Source organism: Alkaliphilus flagellatus (assembly GCF_018919215.1).
GTDB classification, from domain to species: domain Bacteria; phylum Bacillota; class Clostridia; order Peptostreptococcales; family Natronincolaceae; genus Alkaliphilus_B; species Alkaliphilus_B flagellatus.
Genome location: NZ_JAHLQK010000002.1, coordinates 95,486 through 113,005 on the forward strand (window position 1 = coordinate 95,486; position 17,520 = coordinate 113,005).

The following is a 17,520-nucleotide window of genomic DNA, read 5'->3' on the forward strand; positions in this document are numbered from 1 at the left end:
TCCCAAATATGTGCACATAGGTGATTAAAATGTTTAAAATTGGAGATTTTGCAAGACTAAACAAGGTGACAATTAAAACACTAAGACATTATGACAGTCTTGGTTTGTTACAGCCTGAAAAAATTGATTCTTTTACAAAATATCGGTACTATTCAGCTAGTCAGATGCCAAGGTTAAACCGAATACTTTCGTTAAAGGACATTGGATTTTCTCTGGAAGAAATTGCTTTGATTCTAAATAAGAATATGGATTTAAAGCAAATACAAACTCTTTTGGAGTTGAAGCATTCAGAAATTGCAGACAAAATAAGGAATGAACAAGCAAGATTAAGTCGTATTGAAACTTTTATTAAAATATGTAAACAGGAGGAATATATTATGGAGTATGATATTGTGTTAAAAGAAATTGAACCTGTAAGAGTTGCAACACTAAGAGATATTATTCCAACCTATAGTGATCAGGGACATTTGTGGGAAGAATTGGGATCTCATATAGAAAAGTATGATGCTAAAATACTTCCACCATGTATGGTTATATACCATGATACAGGATATAAGGAAGAGTGTGTTGATGCTGAGGTAGTTGAACCAATTGACGGCGACCTACCTGATACTGAAAGAATTAAGGTGAAAGAGCTGGAGAGTGTAAAAGAAATGGCATGTGTTGTTCATAAAGGACCATACCAGACTCTTAATATGGCTTATAATGCCATCTCCAAGTGGATTGAAGAGAATAAGTATGAGATCATCGGATCACAGAGAGAATTGTACATAAAGGGAGAGTGGATAACTTTAGACCCAAATGAGTATATTACTGAAATCCAGTTTCCAGTACAGAAAATAAAGGGATAAAACTGTATAAATAGCCCTACAGAGTTACTGTTATGAGTGATTCTGTAGGTTTTTTTTACTTAAGATATTGGATTTATATAAAAGGAAAATAAAATTAGGTATCGAATATATATAATTAATCAAATATTTTGAATTCAGATGTATATAAGATATAAATAGAATATTTTTAAAAGTATTCTAAATTTCAGGAGGTAAATATTATAATTGATGAAGTAAGAGAGTATTGGGAATCACCTCAATATAGGGATGCTACAGAACAGTTGCAAGAGCAAACGGAGCAAATCAAATCTCTATTCTTATTCCTTGTCATAGAATAATCAACTCAAATGGGGATTTAGGTGGTTATGGAGGTGGAATGTGTCGAAAGGGGTGGTTATTAAACCTTGAAAGAAATAGTTAGAATTAACAGTATTAATGTGAATTATTAAATTAAAAGATTTAAAAAGACAATAGCCCAAAAATCAGATTTTGATTAAATTGAAATTTGTGTAAAAATCTAAGTTAATAGAAAAAGAGAGTGATTTGCAATGATTTATGAGATTGATTATTGTGATTACTATAAAATAAGTCATTTGATAGAAGATGTGAAAAACTTTCCTGAAGTACGTGCTATTATAGATAACAATAATCCAGGAAAAATATATGTTGATGACAAAGATAAACCTAGATCAGCTTTAGTATGGAATCGAGGAATACAGGGGTTTTACTTTATTGGTGATGATAATAACGATAACTTTTTAAAATATATAAATGAGTATATCAAAGATAAGATAATTAATGGATTAATAGATAAAGAAATAAATTGGTTTGAGATATCCGGTGTTAATATTAAATGGGAGCGAAGGATTGAAGAGCTGTTTAAAGAAAGAGGTGTTAAATACGGATATCAATTAGTATATGGGTTGAATAAAAATAGATTTACATATGAGTCACATTTAATTAATGGCTTTGACATAAGGAAAGTGAATAAAGGGATATTTGAAACGGAGATTAGAAATCTGGATTTTGTTATATCTGAACTGGAGTTGTTTTGGGGCACAATTGATAATTTTCTTGATAATGGAATATGCTATTACGCCATAGAAGACAACAAAATAGTAAGTATTTGTTATTCGGGATTTAAAGCAAGCAAAACTCAAACAATAGGAATAGAAACATTAGAGGAATATAAAAGAAGAGGATATGCTTATGCATTAGCGAGTAAGTATATAGAAGACTGTTATAGACAAGATATCATACCTTACTGGGATTGTAGCGAAGATAATATTGGTTCGAAGAAATTGGCAGAAAAACTAGGATTTGAAAAAAGAGATCAATATAGATGCTATTGGTTCAATTTTTAGTTATAGCTAAAGGTGTATTCCTATTGGGTCAAGCTCACCACATTGTTTCATCGGGTGCAAGCACTACCAGAAAGCATTCCTTAATGGTCCGATTTAACGACATCACAGATACTAAACGTTAGACGTCATATAAGATAAGCATAGACGAGGGGGAAAAACAGTGAAAACAGTTGTAAATTTTTATGAGAACTACGATGAAGAGAGCAGACTTACTATTAATAATGCAAGAAAAATAGAATTCATTATGACAACTAGTGCCTTAAATAACCACATAGAAAGACACCATAAAGTGCTAGAACTTGGTGCTGGAACAGGGGTATATTCTTTTTATTATGCGGGAAAGGGTAATCCAGTAGTTGCTACTGATATCACCCCAAAACATATAGAAATTATTAAACAGAAGTTAAAAGAAAGGGAAGATGCAATAAGTTTACAAGCTGAAGTAGCAAATGCTATCGATTTAAGTGAATATGAATCAGAAGATTTTGATGTAGTTTTGTGTCTTGGACCAATGTATCATCTTACAGATGAACATAATAGATTTAAATGTATTGAAGAATCTTTAAGGGTGTTAAAGAAAGGTGGATTATTAGCGGTTGCATATATAAACAAACATTTTGTATTAAACTCAGTAATGATAAGGGATAAAAACTTTCTTACACATAACTTTATAGATAAGATTTTAAATACAGGGGTTATAAGAGAAGGAGAAGATGAATGTTTCTGGACAGATGCATTTTTTACCACTCCTGATAGTATGGAGTCATTAGTTAATAAATTTGATATAGAAATAATAGACCATATAGCAACAGATGGATTAAGTCCATATTTACGAAATGTTATAGATGAAATGAATGATGAAGAATATAATGCATGGATATATTATAATTTAAAAAGTTGCAGAGAAAAGAGTATTCTAGGGATGAGTAATCATGGATTATTATTATGTAAAAAGAAGTAAATTACAATTTAAATACTTATGTAATTAACATACAGATTAAATGTAGGCATTGTGGTCAACTGAATGATAAAGAGCAAAATTTTATAAAGTCTGTGGTAAGAATATATAATTTAGATTTTTAAATAATCTAAGATAGATTTTTTTAAAAAGTGTGATGAAATAGTAGAATATTGTGCAATAAGAGGAGAAGGCAATTATGATTAAAAAACTTAATTTAAAAGAAACAGAAACAGCAAAAAACGTATTGAAACTACAAATAGCTTCATACAAAGTTGAAGCTGAGATTATAGGTTTCTATGAAATTCCGCCCCTAAAGGATACAATAAATAGTTTGAAAGAATGTAATGAAATTTTTTATGGATATCATATAAAAGACACTTTAGCAGGAATAATTTCATATAAGATTATTGATGATGTTTTAGATATACATAGAGTTGCAGTACATCCTCAATTTTTTAAAATGGGTATTGCAGGAAAACTGATTAACTTTGTAGAAGGACTTGAGAGTAATATAACTAAAGTAGTTGTATGTACTGCAAAGAGGAATCTACCTGCTATTAACTTATATTTAAAAAATGGATATAAAGACATAAAGGATATAGAAATTAGCGAGAATATTTATTTAACAGAGTTTGAGAAAATATTATAATCAAAAATCGAGTAGATCGAATAGTGCGTATTGTTCTTATGTTGAATAGTAGTAAAATTATGTACACTAAAGATTATTTATGTAGTCCCTGTAAATTATAAGTATTGACTACCACCTTGGGGATTGGTTTATGATAGTTTTGAGGTGATTAAAATGCTAATTAAAGATGTTTGTCAAGAATGTAGATTAACAAAAAAAGCAATTGAATATTATGAAAAGCAAGGATTGATAAAGCCCGAGATTCAGGAAAATGGTTATAGAAATTATGATGATAAAGATTTAGCGGTATTAAAGGAAGTATCTATTTTGCGAAAATTAGGTATCAGCATTTCTGATATTAAAACGATCCTTAAAAGTAATAATAAAGCTGTTGCACTATTAAAGTGTAAGTATATTCTGGAATTAAAATTACAGAAGACAAATGAACAGCACAACTGTATTGAACGTTTAATCAGTAACTATGATATTAGTAGAGAATTTAAAATTGTCCAAAACAGTATTGACGAGTTGTTTACAATTAAAGAAAGGCTGATACAAGCATTCCCAGGAACTTATGGAATGTATTTGTGTATTCATTTTGGAAAATTTCTAAATGAAAAGATAGACAGTGTAGAGAAAGAAAATGCATACTATAAAATAATAAGCTTCCTTGATAATATCGATAATTTCGAGATTTCTAAAGAACTTGAAGAATATATGGAAAACTGCTTTCCGATAATGCAGAAGGTAGAGATGGAGAAATTCGATAGCGATATTTTTAATTCTGTTGCTGATATAGAAAGTTATATTGAGAACAATAAAGAAACATTGGAAGAATATATAAAGTTTAGAACTTCAGATGAATTCAAAGATACGCATGCGTATAAAATACAACAATTACTTTTGAAGTTTCATCAAAGTAGTGGTTATTATGATGTTTTTATTCCAAACTTAAAAATTCTTAGTGCCTCTTATGCTGAGTATACAAAAAAGCTTGAGTCAGCGAATAAAATTTTTCTTGAAAAATATCCTCAAACCCAAAATCTATATGATGAGTAGGAATAAAAAGAACATGGGAGCATAATCTGTATCTAATGTGAAAGCTAATACGTATAATTAATAATATAGATTAAGGCAATTAATAATAAAATTGTAAAACGAACATCGAACAACAATTTTTTGAGGAGTAAAGTCAAATAAATTAGAAAAACATAAAATTATATCACTAAATATAGAGTGGGATATATACCAAGAAGAATAGTCTTAGTAGTAATCTACCCTTGAAATAAATAGATCTGAAAGTATATTTATACAAATAACAATTAAATACAGCTATCTGTATATAGACTATGTAAAAGATGACTAGTTCATCTTTTTTTACTATCTAAATCAATTTGATAATTCAAGATATAACACCAAAGAGAAATAAGTTAACTAATGAAATAATTAAGTAGACTGAAACCTTTATGTAAAATTATACCATAAAATGATATAATGGTATTATATAGGTAAATTGAAAGATATAATAGACTATAAATGGACTAAAGATGAAGAATTAGAAATTACCTTTCAGCCAAGTAATCGATTTGCTTTAAAGAAAGAAGTAACTAAGGTGTGGACTATAAGGGCAGAAGATAAAGAAAAAATTGATGAGATATTTAATCGTTACATAGATATAGAAAGGTAAGATTAGAGAGCAAGCTATTGGTTTATTAACAACTTTTATATGTGTTAAGAATAATAGCTAGATAATACAATCCAATCGGGCCGTTATGTTCCCATAGCGGCCTGTTATACTATTGATTGGAGTGTTTTTTGCTCATAAAAAGCCCTCCCATCGCAAAACTGCCACAGGAAGGCCCTTAAAAGCGCGTTATTTAATTACCTACCACTTCCTTATTGGATAAGTAGACAGTTAAAAATTTATTCTATCGGCTTATACTGAAAATATTAAAAATTAAATTCATCTTCCCAGTTAAAACTTCTTGATTCCTCTAAATTTTGGGGCCAATGGCTACACCATTCCGGCACACCGGGCGCTTCCACCCTGTCAAGGCTCGGTGTATATGGTTTTATATCGAGTACGAGCGTACCATCATTGGCGTCAATATAGGCAATTTGAATAATACCTTTTTCGTAGTCAATACGGATAATTTCTATCACAGACAAAGCAATCGGATTTGGGCGGATAGGCGACCTTGTGGCGAAGATACCCATTACAGCTGGGGCCTTTTTATATGGCTGTTGTGTTTCAAGAGTATTCCTGGCTTCTTTATTATCAAAGTCGCTAAACCACCAAATGATATTAAGATGGCTAAATCCGTCTAACGCTTGCAAAGCTGGAATATACTTCGGTTCAAGTTCAATAAACATTCCCCGCTCGTTGACACTGATTTTACCAATAGAGTTTACCTGAAAATTCTGCATATTGCATTCCTCCACATGATTTTTATTTTATCTGTAAATCCAGTGTAGACCCTAACACCATGTGAGAGTCAATATTAAAAAAGCGTCTTACAGAAAAATTCTGCAAAACGCTTTTAACTATATTTTCTCCAGTGAGATTTGAATTTCGGTTAAATATTTATCGGGGCTTTCCTCATTCCACGGCCCCCGGTGAACGATTTGTCTGTTCTGTCCGGTCATTCTATACTGATTATGTTCCTGCAACCAATTTGCAAAGGCGAGATATGCGCCTGCTATGTTCTCAAATTTCCCATATACCATTGTGCAAGCCATTATCGGTACAGACTCCGTATTACGATATACAAAGCCATTCATATTTTCCCCCATTCTGGCCACGGGTGCACATATTTCAATATCAACATCTTTTTCTCTATAATCTGTATCGTGATATATGGTAAAGGTATTGCTTGAAACAGGAATATCATTTTTATCTGCAAAGGCCGACATTTCTTTCCATAATTGACCTTCGGCATAATAATCAGGAACAGTTCGTCTTAAAGAAAACACTTGATAACTGGGAATATATTTGATTGAAACATTGTAGTGTATCGCTATCTTTTCCTGCCGAATATCCTTTTTTGCCAGCTCGATTTTAGATAGTTTATCCTGTTCAGATTTAATCATATTCTCAATTTCTAGACGTTTGTTTTCAAGCTGATTTGTAATAAATTTATTATCCCAATGGTTAAGGGCAACCGCAATTTCAGAAACATTAAAGCCTAAATCCCGCAAGAATATAATCTTGTTTAAAGTGGAGATTTGCTCCGTGGAATATAGCCTGTAATTCGTAAACTTATCGATTTTCGCAGGTTTTAACAACCCTGTTTCATCGTAATACCTTAACATTCGGATTGATACTTGCGTCAATTTGGAAAACTCGCCTATTTTGAACATTCGCACCACCTCTATATTGAAATATTATATCGTGAGTATTCTGAAACTGCAAATAAAATACATTACCCGTCCGTGGCTATCTATCTCGCTATTGTTGGTATTCAGTAGTTGCTTCCTTATTGACCATGCCAATTAGCGATATAAATGAAGCAGTTCTAAGATTCTGGAGGAATAGAGGGTTTAAAGAAATAGAAAAAGTTCAGTTACAATGGGCGGATACCTTATTGGATGCTGTAGTTATGAAAAAGAACTTATAGATAGAATAAATGACAAGCTATCTTCTATAAATAAAATTTATAATTTTCAAAATACTTTTATGAATCTTTGAGAAAGAAACGTTCATTAAACTAATAAGTAGAATGCAAGAGTATGATTATGTATAATAAGAATTAATTATATTTGCTTAATGTGAGGTGTTATATATTTGAAACACACTAAGTAATTATAAATACCTTTTGTAATTTAGGATGAAACTACAAGCTGAAAGGAATGAGTGAAATGGATATAGTTTTTATTTTATTATTGGCAATTTTTCTATTTGCTATTATTTATTTTGCTGTTAGATTAGCCATTATACCATTATTATATAAATCGGAAGAAGTAGTTACAGATAACCAAGACTTCGGTTTAATTTACTTACGAGATATAGAAGTATTAAATAATACTGAACTTGAAGATGTAATTAAATTCTATAGTGACAAAAACTCTAAAATGGAAGATTATAAACAGTATCAAAAATATGTTAAAGTTTTAAATGAATTAAAAGAATTTGGTTATTATACTGATGAAGCATATTTCATTAAAGTAGAAAAACTGAAAAAACATTTTAAAATTGATTAATATTCTATCTAGAATATTGAAATGATTTTTATAAGAGGAACTTCTAATAAGCTTTTAGGAGTTCCTTTTTGATCTAAGAAGTTTCTCTATAGCATAAAATATTAGATCAAGTACAAGGAATTAAGAAAAATATGAAGAATGATATAAATACATATATTTTCCTAATATTAAGAAAAATTACTAATTCAATAGAGGATCAAATGATATTGATAGGAAGAAATATGTATAAGATAGTTTTTAATATAAATATTGTTTAAATCGGGGGAAACTAATGAGTCAAAATGTATATGATAATGATCTATTTTTTGAAAAATATAGGGAGCTTAGAAATAACCAAGATAATTATAATACCCTTATTGAACAACCAGCGATAAAAGCATTGCTTCCTGATTTAAAAGGAAAAACAGTTCTTGATTTGGGTTGTGGATATGGAAACAATTGTATTGATTTTATTAAAAAAGGTGCATTATCAGTTGTAGGCATAGATATTTCTCATAAGATGCTTGAAGTTGCCAGAAAAGAAAATCCAAATGAATTAGTAGAATATATGCTTATGGATATGAATAAAATCGGAAGTTTAACCCAAAGGTTTGATTTGGTTTTTAGTTCTTTGGCATTTCATTATGTAAAAGATTTTAAAAAACTATTGTATGATATTAGAGTTTTACTGAATGATGGTGGAATTTTGCTATATTCTCAGGAGCATCCATATACAACAGCACCTAAAGTTGGACCAACTTGGACAAAGGACGAGTATGGAAATAAAGTGCATTATAACTTATCTGATTATATGCATAGTGGGAAACGATATTCAAAATGGTTTATTGATAATGTTGAAAAATACCATCGTCCAATATCAGAGGTCATTAATTCAATAATATCTGAAGGGTTTATAATTAATAGTATAGTTGAGCCTGTTCCAGATAAATATGCTTTAGATAGAAGACCAGACTTTAAAGATGAATTTGATAAGACTACTTGTATTATTATAAAAGGAACAAAAGCCTAATAGATTAAGATTTTAGAAGATATGTGTATTATACTTTACCTATAAAAATTGTAATACATATTTATTTTACAAAGTAAAAATTATTAGTATTTTGTATGAGAGGAAGTGACTTTAGTGAAAAGAAAAAAGCGAATTAACTACTCGGTGCAGTTAATATAATCTGATAGCAGATTGTACCGGGATTGCCAAATTTGTTATCAGTTAACTGCACTGCTTTTCATCAAAGTAAATTATGAAAAGGAGCATAGTTATGGATTATATGAAATTAAAAGAATACTGGATATCAGAAGAAGAAAAGAGTTTTAAAGGATGGGACTTTTCTTATATTAGTAAAAGAAAATTAGAGGAACCATTGCCATGGAACTATGATAATATAGTTCGCCAATATTTAAAATCTAATTCTATACTATTAGATATGGGTACTGGAGGTGGGGAGTATTTGTTGACTCTAAATCACCCTTATAATAACACATTTGTAACAGAAGCATATCCACCTAACTTTGAATTGTGTAAAAGAAAACTAACACCATTAGGTATTGATGTTAGACAAGTTTTTGATGATAGCTGTTTGCCATTTGAAAATAATATGTTTGATGTAATAATCAACAAGCATGAGAGCTTTGACATCAAAGAGGTTTATAGGTTGCTAAAGCCTACTGGTTTATTTATTACACAACAGGTTGGAGGTTTAAATAATAAAGAATTATCGAGATTTTTAATAAATGATTTTGAAGAGGTCATTAGTAGTGAACATAATTTAGAAAATAATTTGATGTTGATTCAAAACCAAGGATTAACTATTTTAAAGTCAGAAGAATGCTTTCCAAAGCTAAAATTCTTTGATATTGGAGCACTAGTCTATTTTGCAAGAGTTATTGAATGGGAATTTCCCAATTTTTCAGTTGATAGCTGCTTCGAAAAATTATGTCAATTACAATCAATAATTGAGCAGCAAGGATATATTGAAAGTGAAGAGCATAGATTTATTATTGTTGCTCAAAAACCTAAAAAATGACTATCAAGATAGCAAAACTTTGTATACAATCTGCTATAGAAAGGGTGTATGGGTAATGAATAAAAAAAGATAGACATGCTTATTCAAAACTTGGCTAAAAGAAACATAAAAGATTATTTATTTAAACAATTTCGATGAAGCAGAATTAAGGCTATAGGAGATGCTTGTTAAATATAGTAGCTTACTTATATAGGAAATAACATAATTATAAGAAGGTGTTGCTATGAAAAAGAATAAGGGTTATTATTTTATAATTCCCATTATTATTGTATTTTTTAGTTATACCATAGGGTATGCTGCAGATCAGTTGTACCGGTTAATGCATAATGATCATGATGCCCTTGTTATAGGGGAGGTCACAGAGTCATCAGAAAATGAAATTACTGTTGATGTAGAAAAACAAATTGTTAGTTCAAAGGATATAAGCCTAGTCTCACCAAATAAACAAATTACTATAAAAGGAACAATAACAGTGGGAAGAGTTACAGAGTATGCTTTGTTTTATGAAGATAAGTCTACAGAAAGTAGACCTCAAAAGGGTGACTATGTATTAGTATCTATTAATAAAACAGGCAATAATTTTATAAATGCGTGGGGTATTTACAAGCTAGATTCTAAAGATTATAAGACACTTAATATCATTTATCCAAAAGATGCATCAATTTATATTAAAATGGATGCGGCTGCTATAAAATACTTTGTTAACAGTAATGGTACAAAAAATGAATTTAGCTTTGATGGTAATCAAGGTAAAGTATACTCAGGTAAAAAATTAATTTATGATGGAAGTTTAGAAAATGAAAATAGTTCAGTTTATGAGGATATATCTGCATTGGTACATATTGATGAAAATAGTGGAGAGTCCAAAGGCAATACTATATTAAATTTCAACAATAGTACATTATTTCTTGTAACTACGGGGACCATTTTAGCTGTAGGAGTAATTTCTGCATATATGATTAAGAGAAAGTAGATCTATTTTATGAGTGCAGAGTATAAGTTAGTGAAAAGAAAATGAACTATGATGAAAAAAGAATATCTTGATGAGAGCATCTGAAAATGTAGAAACTAATATATTTATAAAAATGCAAGTAGGTCATTTAAAGGATTTTATGGCTTTCTATTATTATAAATGATACATGTTTTAGATATGCATGGTGGGAGGTATTAGTTAAAATTATGAGTTTAAATATTGGAAATAGCATTATGTTTATTATATACGTTGAAAATCAAGAAATATCTAAATTATTTTATCAGGAATTATTAGGGATAGATCCAATATTAGATGTACCAGGTATGACTGAATTTCAACTTTCACAAAATGTAACACTAGGAATAATGCCAGCAGAAGGGATAGTAAGGGTTCTTGAGAATAAAATCCCTAATCCTCAGAATGGAAAAGGAATACCAAGATGTGAAATTTATCTATTTGTTGAAGATCCAGATGATTTCTACTATAGGTTGATAAAGGCAGGAGGTATAGGAATAAGTAAGACAGAATTAAGATCATGGGGACACTATGTTTCTTACGGTTCAGATATTGATGGCCATATAATAGCCTTTGCTAAAAAGTAAATAATAGTTCATAGTTTTATAGTACTTTGGGTATAGCCTAATATTAGGTAAAAGACATTGTAAATTATTATATATTCATAGATGAAAGTACTAAAGTCTAAATATTTAGTAATACAGGTCAAGATTTTATTGATTAAAATACATTATTCTTTGTATAGGAGGTGAAGGCATGGAGAGATGGGAAAAAATCAATGCAGTTCAGCGTATGCAAGACTATATAGATGCACATATAACCGAACCAATTACATTACATATGCTTGCACAATCTGCTGGATATTCACCGTGGCATTGTGCAAGAATATTTAATTGAGGAACTATTGGAAGTTATGAAAAACTATAAACCTGAGATATATGGTTTTGAATGGGCAGATGAAGATGGACCTAGATTTCAGCTTGCTCCCATGGGATACAGGGGTTATATAGAAGCAAGGCCAGTTAGACAAGTAAATGGAAAATAAGATATATGAACTAAGGGGTTAACATTAACGTTGGCCCCTTAGTATTAGGTTATCCAGTATAAACTACTATGGACTTATATTTTCTGCATTAAAAATGCATGCAACAATTTCTTTTGCCTTTACATCACAATATGCTAAATATTCTATCCTATTATTCTTGTAACTTACTCCAAGAATGATAATTGAGTATATTTTATTTGATTTATTTTCTCTTTCATAGGTTTGGTATAACTACTTGACAGAGAATATTTATCTCTCAATTCATTTACAAATTGATATAATTGATTTTTATATGTTTTATCGGCACTACCAGTTTTATAGAGAGCTAATAAATCATTGTATAGATGTGGAAACTCTTGTCGGATAAATTCAAAGAATAATGACCTAGTCTGTCCTCGTAAATAGAGAGTTCCAGGTAACACATAGTGTACATTGACTTCTTGAGCATTTTTAAAAAGTGAATTTATATTTTCAAAACTGTCGGTAATATAGGGAATGATTGGCATAACATGTAATCCAACAGAAGCATTCGTTTTCCTAAATTCTTTCAGCGCAGCAAATCTTCTAAGTGAATCAACACCCTTAGGCTCTATCTGTTTTCGTATATTTTCGTCCATAGTTGTAATAGTGGCAGCAACATTGACATATGTAATTCTTGATAATTCATCAATCAAATCATAATCCTTAGTATTAAATCAGATTTTGTAGATATAATTGCTGGTGTTTTATATTTTATCAACAGCTTAAGTATTTTAGGCATAATTTTATATTCTTCTTCTATTGGCTGATAGCTATCTGTTACTCCACCAATATTGATAATTTCCCTCTTCCAACTGGAGCTACTTAATTGTTCTTCAAGCTTTTGGACAATGTTTGTCTTTATAAAAATATTACCGAAATAATCTTTTGACCCTAGGTACTGATGGGAATACATAGCATAACAATATTTACAACCATGCTCACATCCACGATATATATTTAAGTCCCAACTATATGGCATATGCCTTTTTAATTTAGTACAGGCAACTTCGCAAATTATCTCGTTATATTTTCTCATAAATATCTTTTCCCCTACTTTAGATTACAAAAATATATTGATATTACAAATAGAAATAGCAGAAGAATAAAACTTTCTCATCAACAGCTACTAATTCTTCTGCTACTATTCATTTGTTTATCACTAAAATAATCTAATTCTACTATTTTAGATCTTCTTCACAATAGGAAGCCATACTTCAGATTTATATGTGGGAGATTGTTGGTCTCCTTCAAAATAAATCTCTATATCTGGAGCATTAGCATATTCGTATCCAGATGTCGGTAACCATTCCGTAATAATCCGCTTTTGCAAATCCTGTATAGCATTTGGCATTGCCCCAACACATTCAAAAATTGCCCAAGTAGAAGCAGGGACTTCATACTCAACAGTACCTGGAATAGTTGGTTTATCAGTTGCAACAGCAATGTAATAATTAAAGTCTGTACCATTTATACTAGTACTAACACCAAGTACCCCAAATGGTGGCTGATTCATTAATTCACACATTTTCGGAATTATACCACTTTTAATAGTACCTGCCCAAAATAGTGGTACTCTTGCAAAACTTTCCTCAATGTTCATGTTCATGTGTTCTTTAACACCGATAATTCTAAAAGCATTCTTTTTCTCAATTCTGTAATTCATTTCTGCATCTCCTTTAATTGAAATTTTGAAGGTTATGCGTGGAAAAGCTTTTAGCATTACCCCTTCTGTATGAGCAGCGGATGGCGTAATTCCATGAACATTCTGAAATGCACGATTAAATGATGTTGGTGAATCATAACCATATTTCAGTGCAACATCAATTACCTTCATCTTCCTACTTTGCAAATCGAATGCTGCAGATGTCATTCTTCTACGGCGAATATATTCGGACAACGGTATACCTGCAATATAAGAAAACATCCTCTGGAAGTGAAAGGTTGAGCAGCAAGCAATCTGTGCAGCCTTGTCATAATCAATTGTTTCACTTAAATTATCTTCAATATAATCGACAGCTTGATTAAATCGTTCCAACCATTCCATAACATTACCTCCTTACAATCAAAGTTTAGCACTATAAAACAAATATATCCTCTCATTTAATGCACTAAAATGTAAGATTATATAAAAATTCTATTATCTCTTTATGTATGTGCCAATTTAAAAATGAATCTACAATTCATTCTCCTAAGCTGGATTAAGTACTATTTTTTCTTTTAAAATTTTACTACCTTATTATACCACTTTACTTCAAATAAAGGTCAATATATGAAATGTAAAAACTATTAAACTCTTTTTATTTTCACATAAAATAAAAAAGACCTCTTTTATGCAAAGAGGTCAAAGTCAATGTCACATAGATCTCCGAAAGATTAAATACCGTCCATCAAATTTCTATCAGTAAGGCGGTGACATTGGCTATGTTTTAGAATAGTATGGTCTCAATCCGGTACAAGGAAACAACCAGTCGTCAACTTAAAGGATGGATACAGTCACAACCTAGTTATATCAAGTGTTTAATTGGTGATTTATGCTGCTAAAATTGAGATGTTAATTTTTTCTGTACGTCATAGCTGAGATAACTCCATCGGTGTCTCTCGAAAAAACAAGAATGTTTTTAATATGGCCATCGTCATCGATATAGAACTTGTCAGAAAGACCTACCTGATCTTCTTCAAACAAGTACTCGAAGGATATTTCAAATTTACGACCCTCAAAGTGGTAAGTAATCATACCAGCTTTATCAGGAATAACTTTTTGCACGGATTCTGGAATGAGCGTTGATTCTGCTAGTAGAGCTTCGATATCCATTGGTTCCTCATCTATGTCTTCTTGAGCTGGTGTCTGTTGATCAATCAGTGTCTGAAGATATTTTTCAGCTTTCTCCGGGTTCCCTTTTGATGGGTCTAGAGGCAAATCAAACAGGACATTGACGCCCTCATAATCGGCGTTAGGAATAACCTCACCCGTTTCTAAGTTGAAGTGATAGGCATTGGCATCATAGAACGTGCCAGAGCTAACACCGAGGTACAAGCCTCTGTCTGCAAAAATCTCTATATTATCACATTCCACAATCCGATACATTGTGCCATCTTTTACGAACTCGCTGTAACCGCCATTCATTGTAATAATGTTAAATCTATTAGGATTCTGACCTTTTATAAATGGTGAAACAAAAAACGGAATCTCGCCATATGCCGCATCATGGGTACTTGGCATCGGTGTACCATTGGCATTTGCAATAGCTACCACTGCATAGCTTCTGTTAGGATGAACGATGTCATCAACTGAGCTTTCAAAATCACTGATTTTTTCACCAGATACAATTCCAAGTAAACTCACCTTATAATCTCCACTGATCTGAGTCTGATTAATGGCTAATGCATCTTCCCCCTCAAAGGCAATGGCAAGACTTTCATTGCCCAGATTTTCCGCGATCTGTTTTGGTGTGAGTAACTTCCACACTGCAAATGCTGAAATTGACGTTGATAAGATAAGCATCGCACATATTGCTACAGTGGACATTCTTTTTTTATTTACACGTTTCATTTTACTTCTCTCCCTCACCTGACTAATTATTTTTTGATTTAAACTTTCATCTGGTTCATTATTTGAAGAAATGGCTTGCCGTAACAGCCGATCTAATTTTTCAAAATCCCTCATATCCATTTACCTCCATAAATTCTTTAATCACTTTTCTTGCCTTGTGAAGTCTACTCTTTACAGTACCAGTTGGAATCTTAAGTGCGGAAGCAATATCCTCAACTGATAACTCAGAAGTGTAGTACATATACAGCGGTATTTTTAATTTGTCATTCAATGATGCTGAAGCCATACCAATCATTTTATGAAGTTCATTGCTTATCGCAACAAGCTCTGGCGTACTGGTATCGATTATCTGAGAGGTATTAGCAAAATCATCTTGAAATTCCTCCATCTTTGCAATCCTCTGTCGCCAACCAAATTTTCGCCGCTGATTCTTCCACGTATTCGCTGCAATAGCGATTAGAAACCCCTTTGGATTCTTAGCCTTATCTATTTTGTGATACAGTTCCGTAGCTTTTAAGAAAGTTTCCTGATACAAATCATCAGCTTGGTGTTTATCTCTTGTCAACTGATAGCAAAATCCATAAACAGACTTACCATGGCTTTCAATTAAATGACTTAATTCTGTAACATCCAATCTGCTATTTCCTCCTTTCCCTTAATTTGACGGCATCTTCAGCCTTAAAAAGGCTTATGTATTAATTGATCCTTCATATATATATTGTAATAACTTCTGATCTGGTTCACAAAATTATATCATTTTATAGTATAAAGGAACTTATAATTCATAGCTATTGATAATATGTATACTTTTGACTATCAGTACAATACCTTATAATATTTGAAGGTAGACTTTATGGGGGGAAAGAATATAAAATATGTGTAGAAAGAATATCTTAATGTAGGAGATAAACAAATGAAAAAATTTAAAAAGTTTTATATCGAGATTACAAATGTGTGTAATCTTGCTTGTAGTTTTTGTCCACAAACAAAGAGAAAGCCTGAATTTATGAAAATAGAAACATTTACTAAAATATTAGATCAAATAAAACCTCATACAGATTATATATATTTTCATGTAAAGGGCGAACCTCTTTTACATCCAGAAATAGATAGGTTTTTAGATTTAAGTTATGAAAAAGGATTTAGAGTTAATATAACTACAAATGGAACCCTTATAAATAGAGTTAAGGATAAGGTACTCAAGAAGCCAGCATTAAGACAGGTTAATTTTTCACTTCATAGCTTTGATGGAAATGATGGAGGAAAAAATAAGGAGGAATACATCAATAGTATACTTGCATTTGTAAAGGAAGCCACAGATAATACCGATGTTTTTATATCATTAAGACTATGGAATTTAGATAAGGACAATGTAACAAATCTTCAAAGGAAAAGAAATCGTCAATTACTTGAAATAATAGAAAGAGAATTTAACTTATCCTATAAAATTGAAGAGAAAGTCACTCCAGGTAGTGGGACTAAAATTGCTGATAGAATATATTTAAATCAGGATCATGAGTTTGAGTGGCCAGATTTAAAAGAGAAAGAAGACGAAGGAGAAGGTTTTTGTTATGGACTCAGGAACCAAGTAGCTATATTAGTGGACGGAACTGTAGTACCTTGTTGTCTTGATGGTGAAGGAGTAATTAATTTAGGAAATATAAATAAAACTCACTTTTCTAAAATAGTAGAGAGTGATAGAGCAAATAATCTGTTTAATGGCTTTTCAAGAAGAGAAGCAGTTGAAGAGTTATGCAGGAAGTGTGGATATAGAAAAAAATTTGGTATATAGGTTAATATTATAAAAAATTACTATTCAGTAGACTGTTACTAAATACAGTCTATTTTTTGATTTAAAAGATCTATATAGATTATATCATTGTAGAATGATATACACACTTATTGCTAA

At 31.0% G+C, this 17,520-nt stretch carries 21 protein-coding genes and 1 pseudogene; 15 read left to right on the forward strand and 7 right to left on the reverse strand.

The window, feature by feature from the left end; translation table 11 throughout:
• The first annotated feature begins 29 nt into the window (after positions 1-29).
• The 7 genes and pseudogenes from KQI88_RS05365 (at position 30) to KQI88_RS05395 (ending at position 5,470) form a co-directional block, all read left to right on the forward strand.
• On the forward strand, positions 30-851 hold the full coding sequence (locus KQI88_RS05365) for a MerR family transcriptional regulator (protein ID WP_216415332.1): 822 nt from the start codon (positions 30-32) through the stop codon (positions 849-851).
• 262 nt (positions 852-1,113) lie between these two features.
• Positions 1,114-1,251 (forward strand): annotated as a pseudogene (locus tag KQI88_RS18560) (methylated-DNA--[protein]-cysteine S-methyltransferase); the annotation flags it as partial.
• A gap of 127 nt (positions 1,252-1,378) precedes the next feature.
• On the forward strand, positions 1,379-2,194 hold the full coding sequence (locus KQI88_RS05375; RefSeq protein ID WP_216415333.1) for a GNAT family N-acetyltransferase: 816 nt from the start codon (positions 1,379-1,381) through the stop codon (positions 2,192-2,194).
• A 160-nt stretch (positions 2,195-2,354) separates the two neighbouring features.
• Positions 2,355-3,155, forward strand: coding sequence for a class I SAM-dependent methyltransferase (locus tag KQI88_RS05380; RefSeq protein ID WP_216415334.1), 801 nt, complete (start codon positions 2,355-2,357; stop codon positions 3,153-3,155).
• A 196-nt stretch (positions 3,156-3,351) separates the two neighbouring features.
• On the forward strand, positions 3,352-3,804 hold the full coding sequence (locus KQI88_RS05385) for a GNAT family N-acetyltransferase (RefSeq protein WP_216415335.1): 453 nt from the start codon (positions 3,352-3,354) through the stop codon (positions 3,802-3,804).
• Between the two features lie 153 nt (positions 3,805-3,957).
• Positions 3,958-4,842, forward strand: coding sequence for a MerR family transcriptional regulator (locus KQI88_RS05390; RefSeq protein WP_216415336.1), 885 nt, complete (start codon positions 3,958-3,960; stop codon positions 4,840-4,842).
• 454 nt (positions 4,843-5,296) lie between these two features.
• Positions 5,297-5,470 carry a hypothetical protein gene (locus tag KQI88_RS05395; RefSeq protein ID WP_216415337.1) on the forward strand — a complete coding sequence of 58 codons (174 nt, stop codon included), beginning with the start codon at positions 5,297-5,299 and terminating at the stop codon, positions 5,468-5,470.
• Between the two features lie 263 nt (positions 5,471-5,733).
• Here KQI88_RS05395 and KQI88_RS05400 read toward each other — a convergent pair whose 3' ends face one another.
• Both KQI88_RS05400 and KQI88_RS05405 read right to left on the reverse strand, forming a co-directional pair.
• Positions 5,734-6,210: an SAM-dependent methyltransferase gene (locus KQI88_RS05400; RefSeq protein WP_216415338.1), complete on the reverse strand. Its 477-nt coding sequence runs from the start codon at positions 6,208-6,210 to the stop codon at positions 5,734-5,736.
• A gap of 117 nt (positions 6,211-6,327) precedes the next feature.
• The gene (locus KQI88_RS05405) at positions 6,328-7,143 is read right to left on the reverse strand and encodes a MerR family transcriptional regulator (protein WP_216415339.1); all 816 of its coding nucleotides are present in this window, start codon (positions 7,141-7,143) and stop codon (positions 6,328-6,330) included.
• 498 nt (positions 7,144-7,641) lie between these two features.
• Here KQI88_RS05405 and KQI88_RS05410 point away from each other — a divergent pair, with 498 nt between their 5' ends.
• From KQI88_RS05410 to KQI88_RS18010, 7 genes are all read left to right on the forward strand, one after another.
• A complete protein-coding gene (locus tag KQI88_RS05410) occupies positions 7,642-7,983 on the forward strand; it encodes a hypothetical protein (protein WP_216415340.1) in 342 nt (113 codons plus the stop codon).
• Positions 7,984-8,254: 271 nt separating this feature from the next.
• Positions 8,255-8,992 (forward strand): class I SAM-dependent methyltransferase, encoded by a 738-nt coding sequence (locus tag KQI88_RS05415; protein WP_216415341.1) that lies wholly within the window; start codon positions 8,255-8,257, stop codon positions 8,990-8,992.
• Between the two features lie 250 nt (positions 8,993-9,242).
• Positions 9,243-10,007, forward strand: coding sequence for a methyltransferase domain-containing protein (locus tag KQI88_RS05420; protein ID WP_216415342.1), 765 nt, complete (start codon positions 9,243-9,245; stop codon positions 10,005-10,007).
• A 223-nt stretch (positions 10,008-10,230) separates the two neighbouring features.
• Positions 10,231-10,980: a hypothetical protein gene (locus KQI88_RS05425; RefSeq protein WP_216415343.1), complete on the forward strand. Its 750-nt coding sequence runs from the start codon at positions 10,231-10,233 to the stop codon at positions 10,978-10,980.
• Positions 10,981-11,186: 206 nt separating this feature from the next.
• The gene (locus tag KQI88_RS05430; protein ID WP_216415344.1) at positions 11,187-11,582 is read left to right on the forward strand and encodes a VOC family protein; all 396 of its coding nucleotides are present in this window, start codon (positions 11,187-11,189) and stop codon (positions 11,580-11,582) included.
• A 169-nt stretch (positions 11,583-11,751) separates the two neighbouring features.
• Positions 11,752-11,892 (forward strand): hypothetical protein, encoded by a 141-nt coding sequence (locus KQI88_RS18005; protein WP_246579160.1) that lies wholly within the window; start codon positions 11,752-11,754, stop codon positions 11,890-11,892.
• A 16-nt stretch (positions 11,893-11,908) separates the two neighbouring features.
• On the forward strand, positions 11,909-12,040 hold the full coding sequence (locus KQI88_RS18010; RefSeq protein WP_330656077.1) for a hypothetical protein: 132 nt from the start codon (positions 11,909-11,911) through the stop codon (positions 12,038-12,040).
• 164 nt (positions 12,041-12,204) lie between these two features.
• Here KQI88_RS18010 and KQI88_RS18430 read toward each other — a convergent pair whose 3' ends face one another.
• The 5 genes from KQI88_RS18430 to KQI88_RS05455 all read right to left on the reverse strand — a co-directional run bounded on the left by KQI88_RS18430 (position 12,205) and on the right by KQI88_RS05455 (position 16,245).
• Entirely contained in the window at positions 12,205-12,714 is a 510-nt protein-coding gene (locus KQI88_RS18430) for an SPL family radical SAM protein (protein WP_330656078.1), read from the reverse strand.
• Entirely contained in the window at positions 12,711-13,097 is a 387-nt protein-coding gene (locus KQI88_RS18435; protein WP_330656079.1) for an SPL family radical SAM protein, read from the reverse strand. The genes KQI88_RS18430 and KQI88_RS18435 overlap by 4 nt, the downstream gene beginning before the upstream one ends.
• Positions 13,098-13,244: 147 nt before the next feature.
• Positions 13,245-14,105: an AraC family transcriptional regulator gene (locus tag KQI88_RS05445; protein WP_216415345.1), complete on the reverse strand. Its 861-nt coding sequence runs from the start codon at positions 14,103-14,105 to the stop codon at positions 13,245-13,247.
• Between the two features lie 507 nt (positions 14,106-14,612).
• Entirely contained in the window at positions 14,613-15,725 is a 1,113-nt protein-coding gene (locus tag KQI88_RS05450) for a hypothetical protein (protein ID WP_216415346.1), read from the reverse strand.
• Positions 15,712-16,245: an RNA polymerase sigma factor gene (locus KQI88_RS05455; RefSeq protein WP_216415347.1), complete on the reverse strand. Its 534-nt coding sequence runs from the start codon at positions 16,243-16,245 to the stop codon at positions 15,712-15,714. Before KQI88_RS05455 ends, KQI88_RS05450 begins: the two co-directional genes overlap by 14 nt.
• Positions 16,246-16,524: 279 nt before the next feature.
• On the opposite strand from KQI88_RS05455, the gene KQI88_RS05460 reads away from it, so the two are divergent.
• Positions 16,525-17,403, forward strand: a complete 879-nt coding sequence (locus KQI88_RS05460) for a radical SAM/SPASM domain-containing protein (protein WP_216415348.1) — start codon at positions 16,525-16,527, stop codon at positions 17,401-17,403.
• Positions 17,404-17,520 lie beyond the last annotated feature (117 nt).

Bases quoted from the DNA above. Each gene is read 5' to 3' on its own strand.
- KQI88_RS05365 (WP_216415332.1), top strand. From the start codon at position 30: ATGTTTAAAATTGGAGATTTTGCAAGACTAAACAAGGTGACAATTAAA.
- KQI88_RS05375 (WP_216415333.1), top strand. From the start codon at position 1,379: ATGATTTATGAGATTGATTATTGTGATTACTATAAAATAAGTCATTTG.
- KQI88_RS05385 (WP_216415335.1), top strand. From the start codon at position 3,352: ATGATTAAAAAACTTAATTTAAAAGAAACAGAAACAGCAAAAAACGTA.
- KQI88_RS05390 (WP_216415336.1), top strand. From the start codon at position 3,958: ATGCTAATTAAAGATGTTTGTCAAGAATGTAGATTAACAAAAAAAGCA.
- KQI88_RS05400 (WP_216415338.1), bottom strand. From the start codon at position 6,210: ATGCAGAATTTTCAGGTAAACTCTATTGGTAAAATCAGTGTCAACGAG.
- KQI88_RS05405 (WP_216415339.1), bottom strand. From the start codon at position 7,143: ATGTTCAAAATAGGCGAGTTTTCCAAATTGACGCAAGTATCAATCCGA.
- KQI88_RS05410 (WP_216415340.1), top strand. From the start codon at position 7,642: ATGGATATAGTTTTTATTTTATTATTGGCAATTTTTCTATTTGCTATT.
- KQI88_RS05415 (WP_216415341.1), top strand. From the start codon at position 8,255: ATGAGTCAAAATGTATATGATAATGATCTATTTTTTGAAAAATATAGG.
- KQI88_RS05420 (WP_216415342.1), top strand. From the start codon at position 9,243: ATGGATTATATGAAATTAAAAGAATACTGGATATCAGAAGAAGAAAAG.
- KQI88_RS05425 (WP_216415343.1), top strand. From the start codon at position 10,231: ATGAAAAAGAATAAGGGTTATTATTTTATAATTCCCATTATTATTGTA.
- KQI88_RS05430 (WP_216415344.1), top strand. From the start codon at position 11,187: ATGAGTTTAAATATTGGAAATAGCATTATGTTTATTATATACGTTGAA.
- KQI88_RS18005 (WP_246579160.1), top strand. From the start codon at position 11,752: ATGGAGAGATGGGAAAAAATCAATGCAGTTCAGCGTATGCAAGACTAT.
- KQI88_RS18010 (WP_330656077.1), top strand. From the start codon at position 11,909: ATGAAAAACTATAAACCTGAGATATATGGTTTTGAATGGGCAGATGAA.
- KQI88_RS18435 (WP_330656079.1), bottom strand. From the start codon at position 13,097: ATGAGAAAATATAACGAGATAATTTGCGAAGTTGCCTGTACTAAATTA.
- KQI88_RS05445 (WP_216415345.1), bottom strand. From the start codon at position 14,105: ATGGAATGGTTGGAACGATTTAATCAAGCTGTCGATTATATTGAAGAT.
- KQI88_RS05450 (WP_216415346.1), bottom strand. From the start codon at position 15,725: ATGAGGGATTTTGAAAAATTAGATCGGCTGTTACGGCAAGCCATTTCT.
- KQI88_RS05460 (WP_216415348.1), top strand. From the start codon at position 16,525: ATGAAAAAATTTAAAAAGTTTTATATCGAGATTACAAATGTGTGTAAT.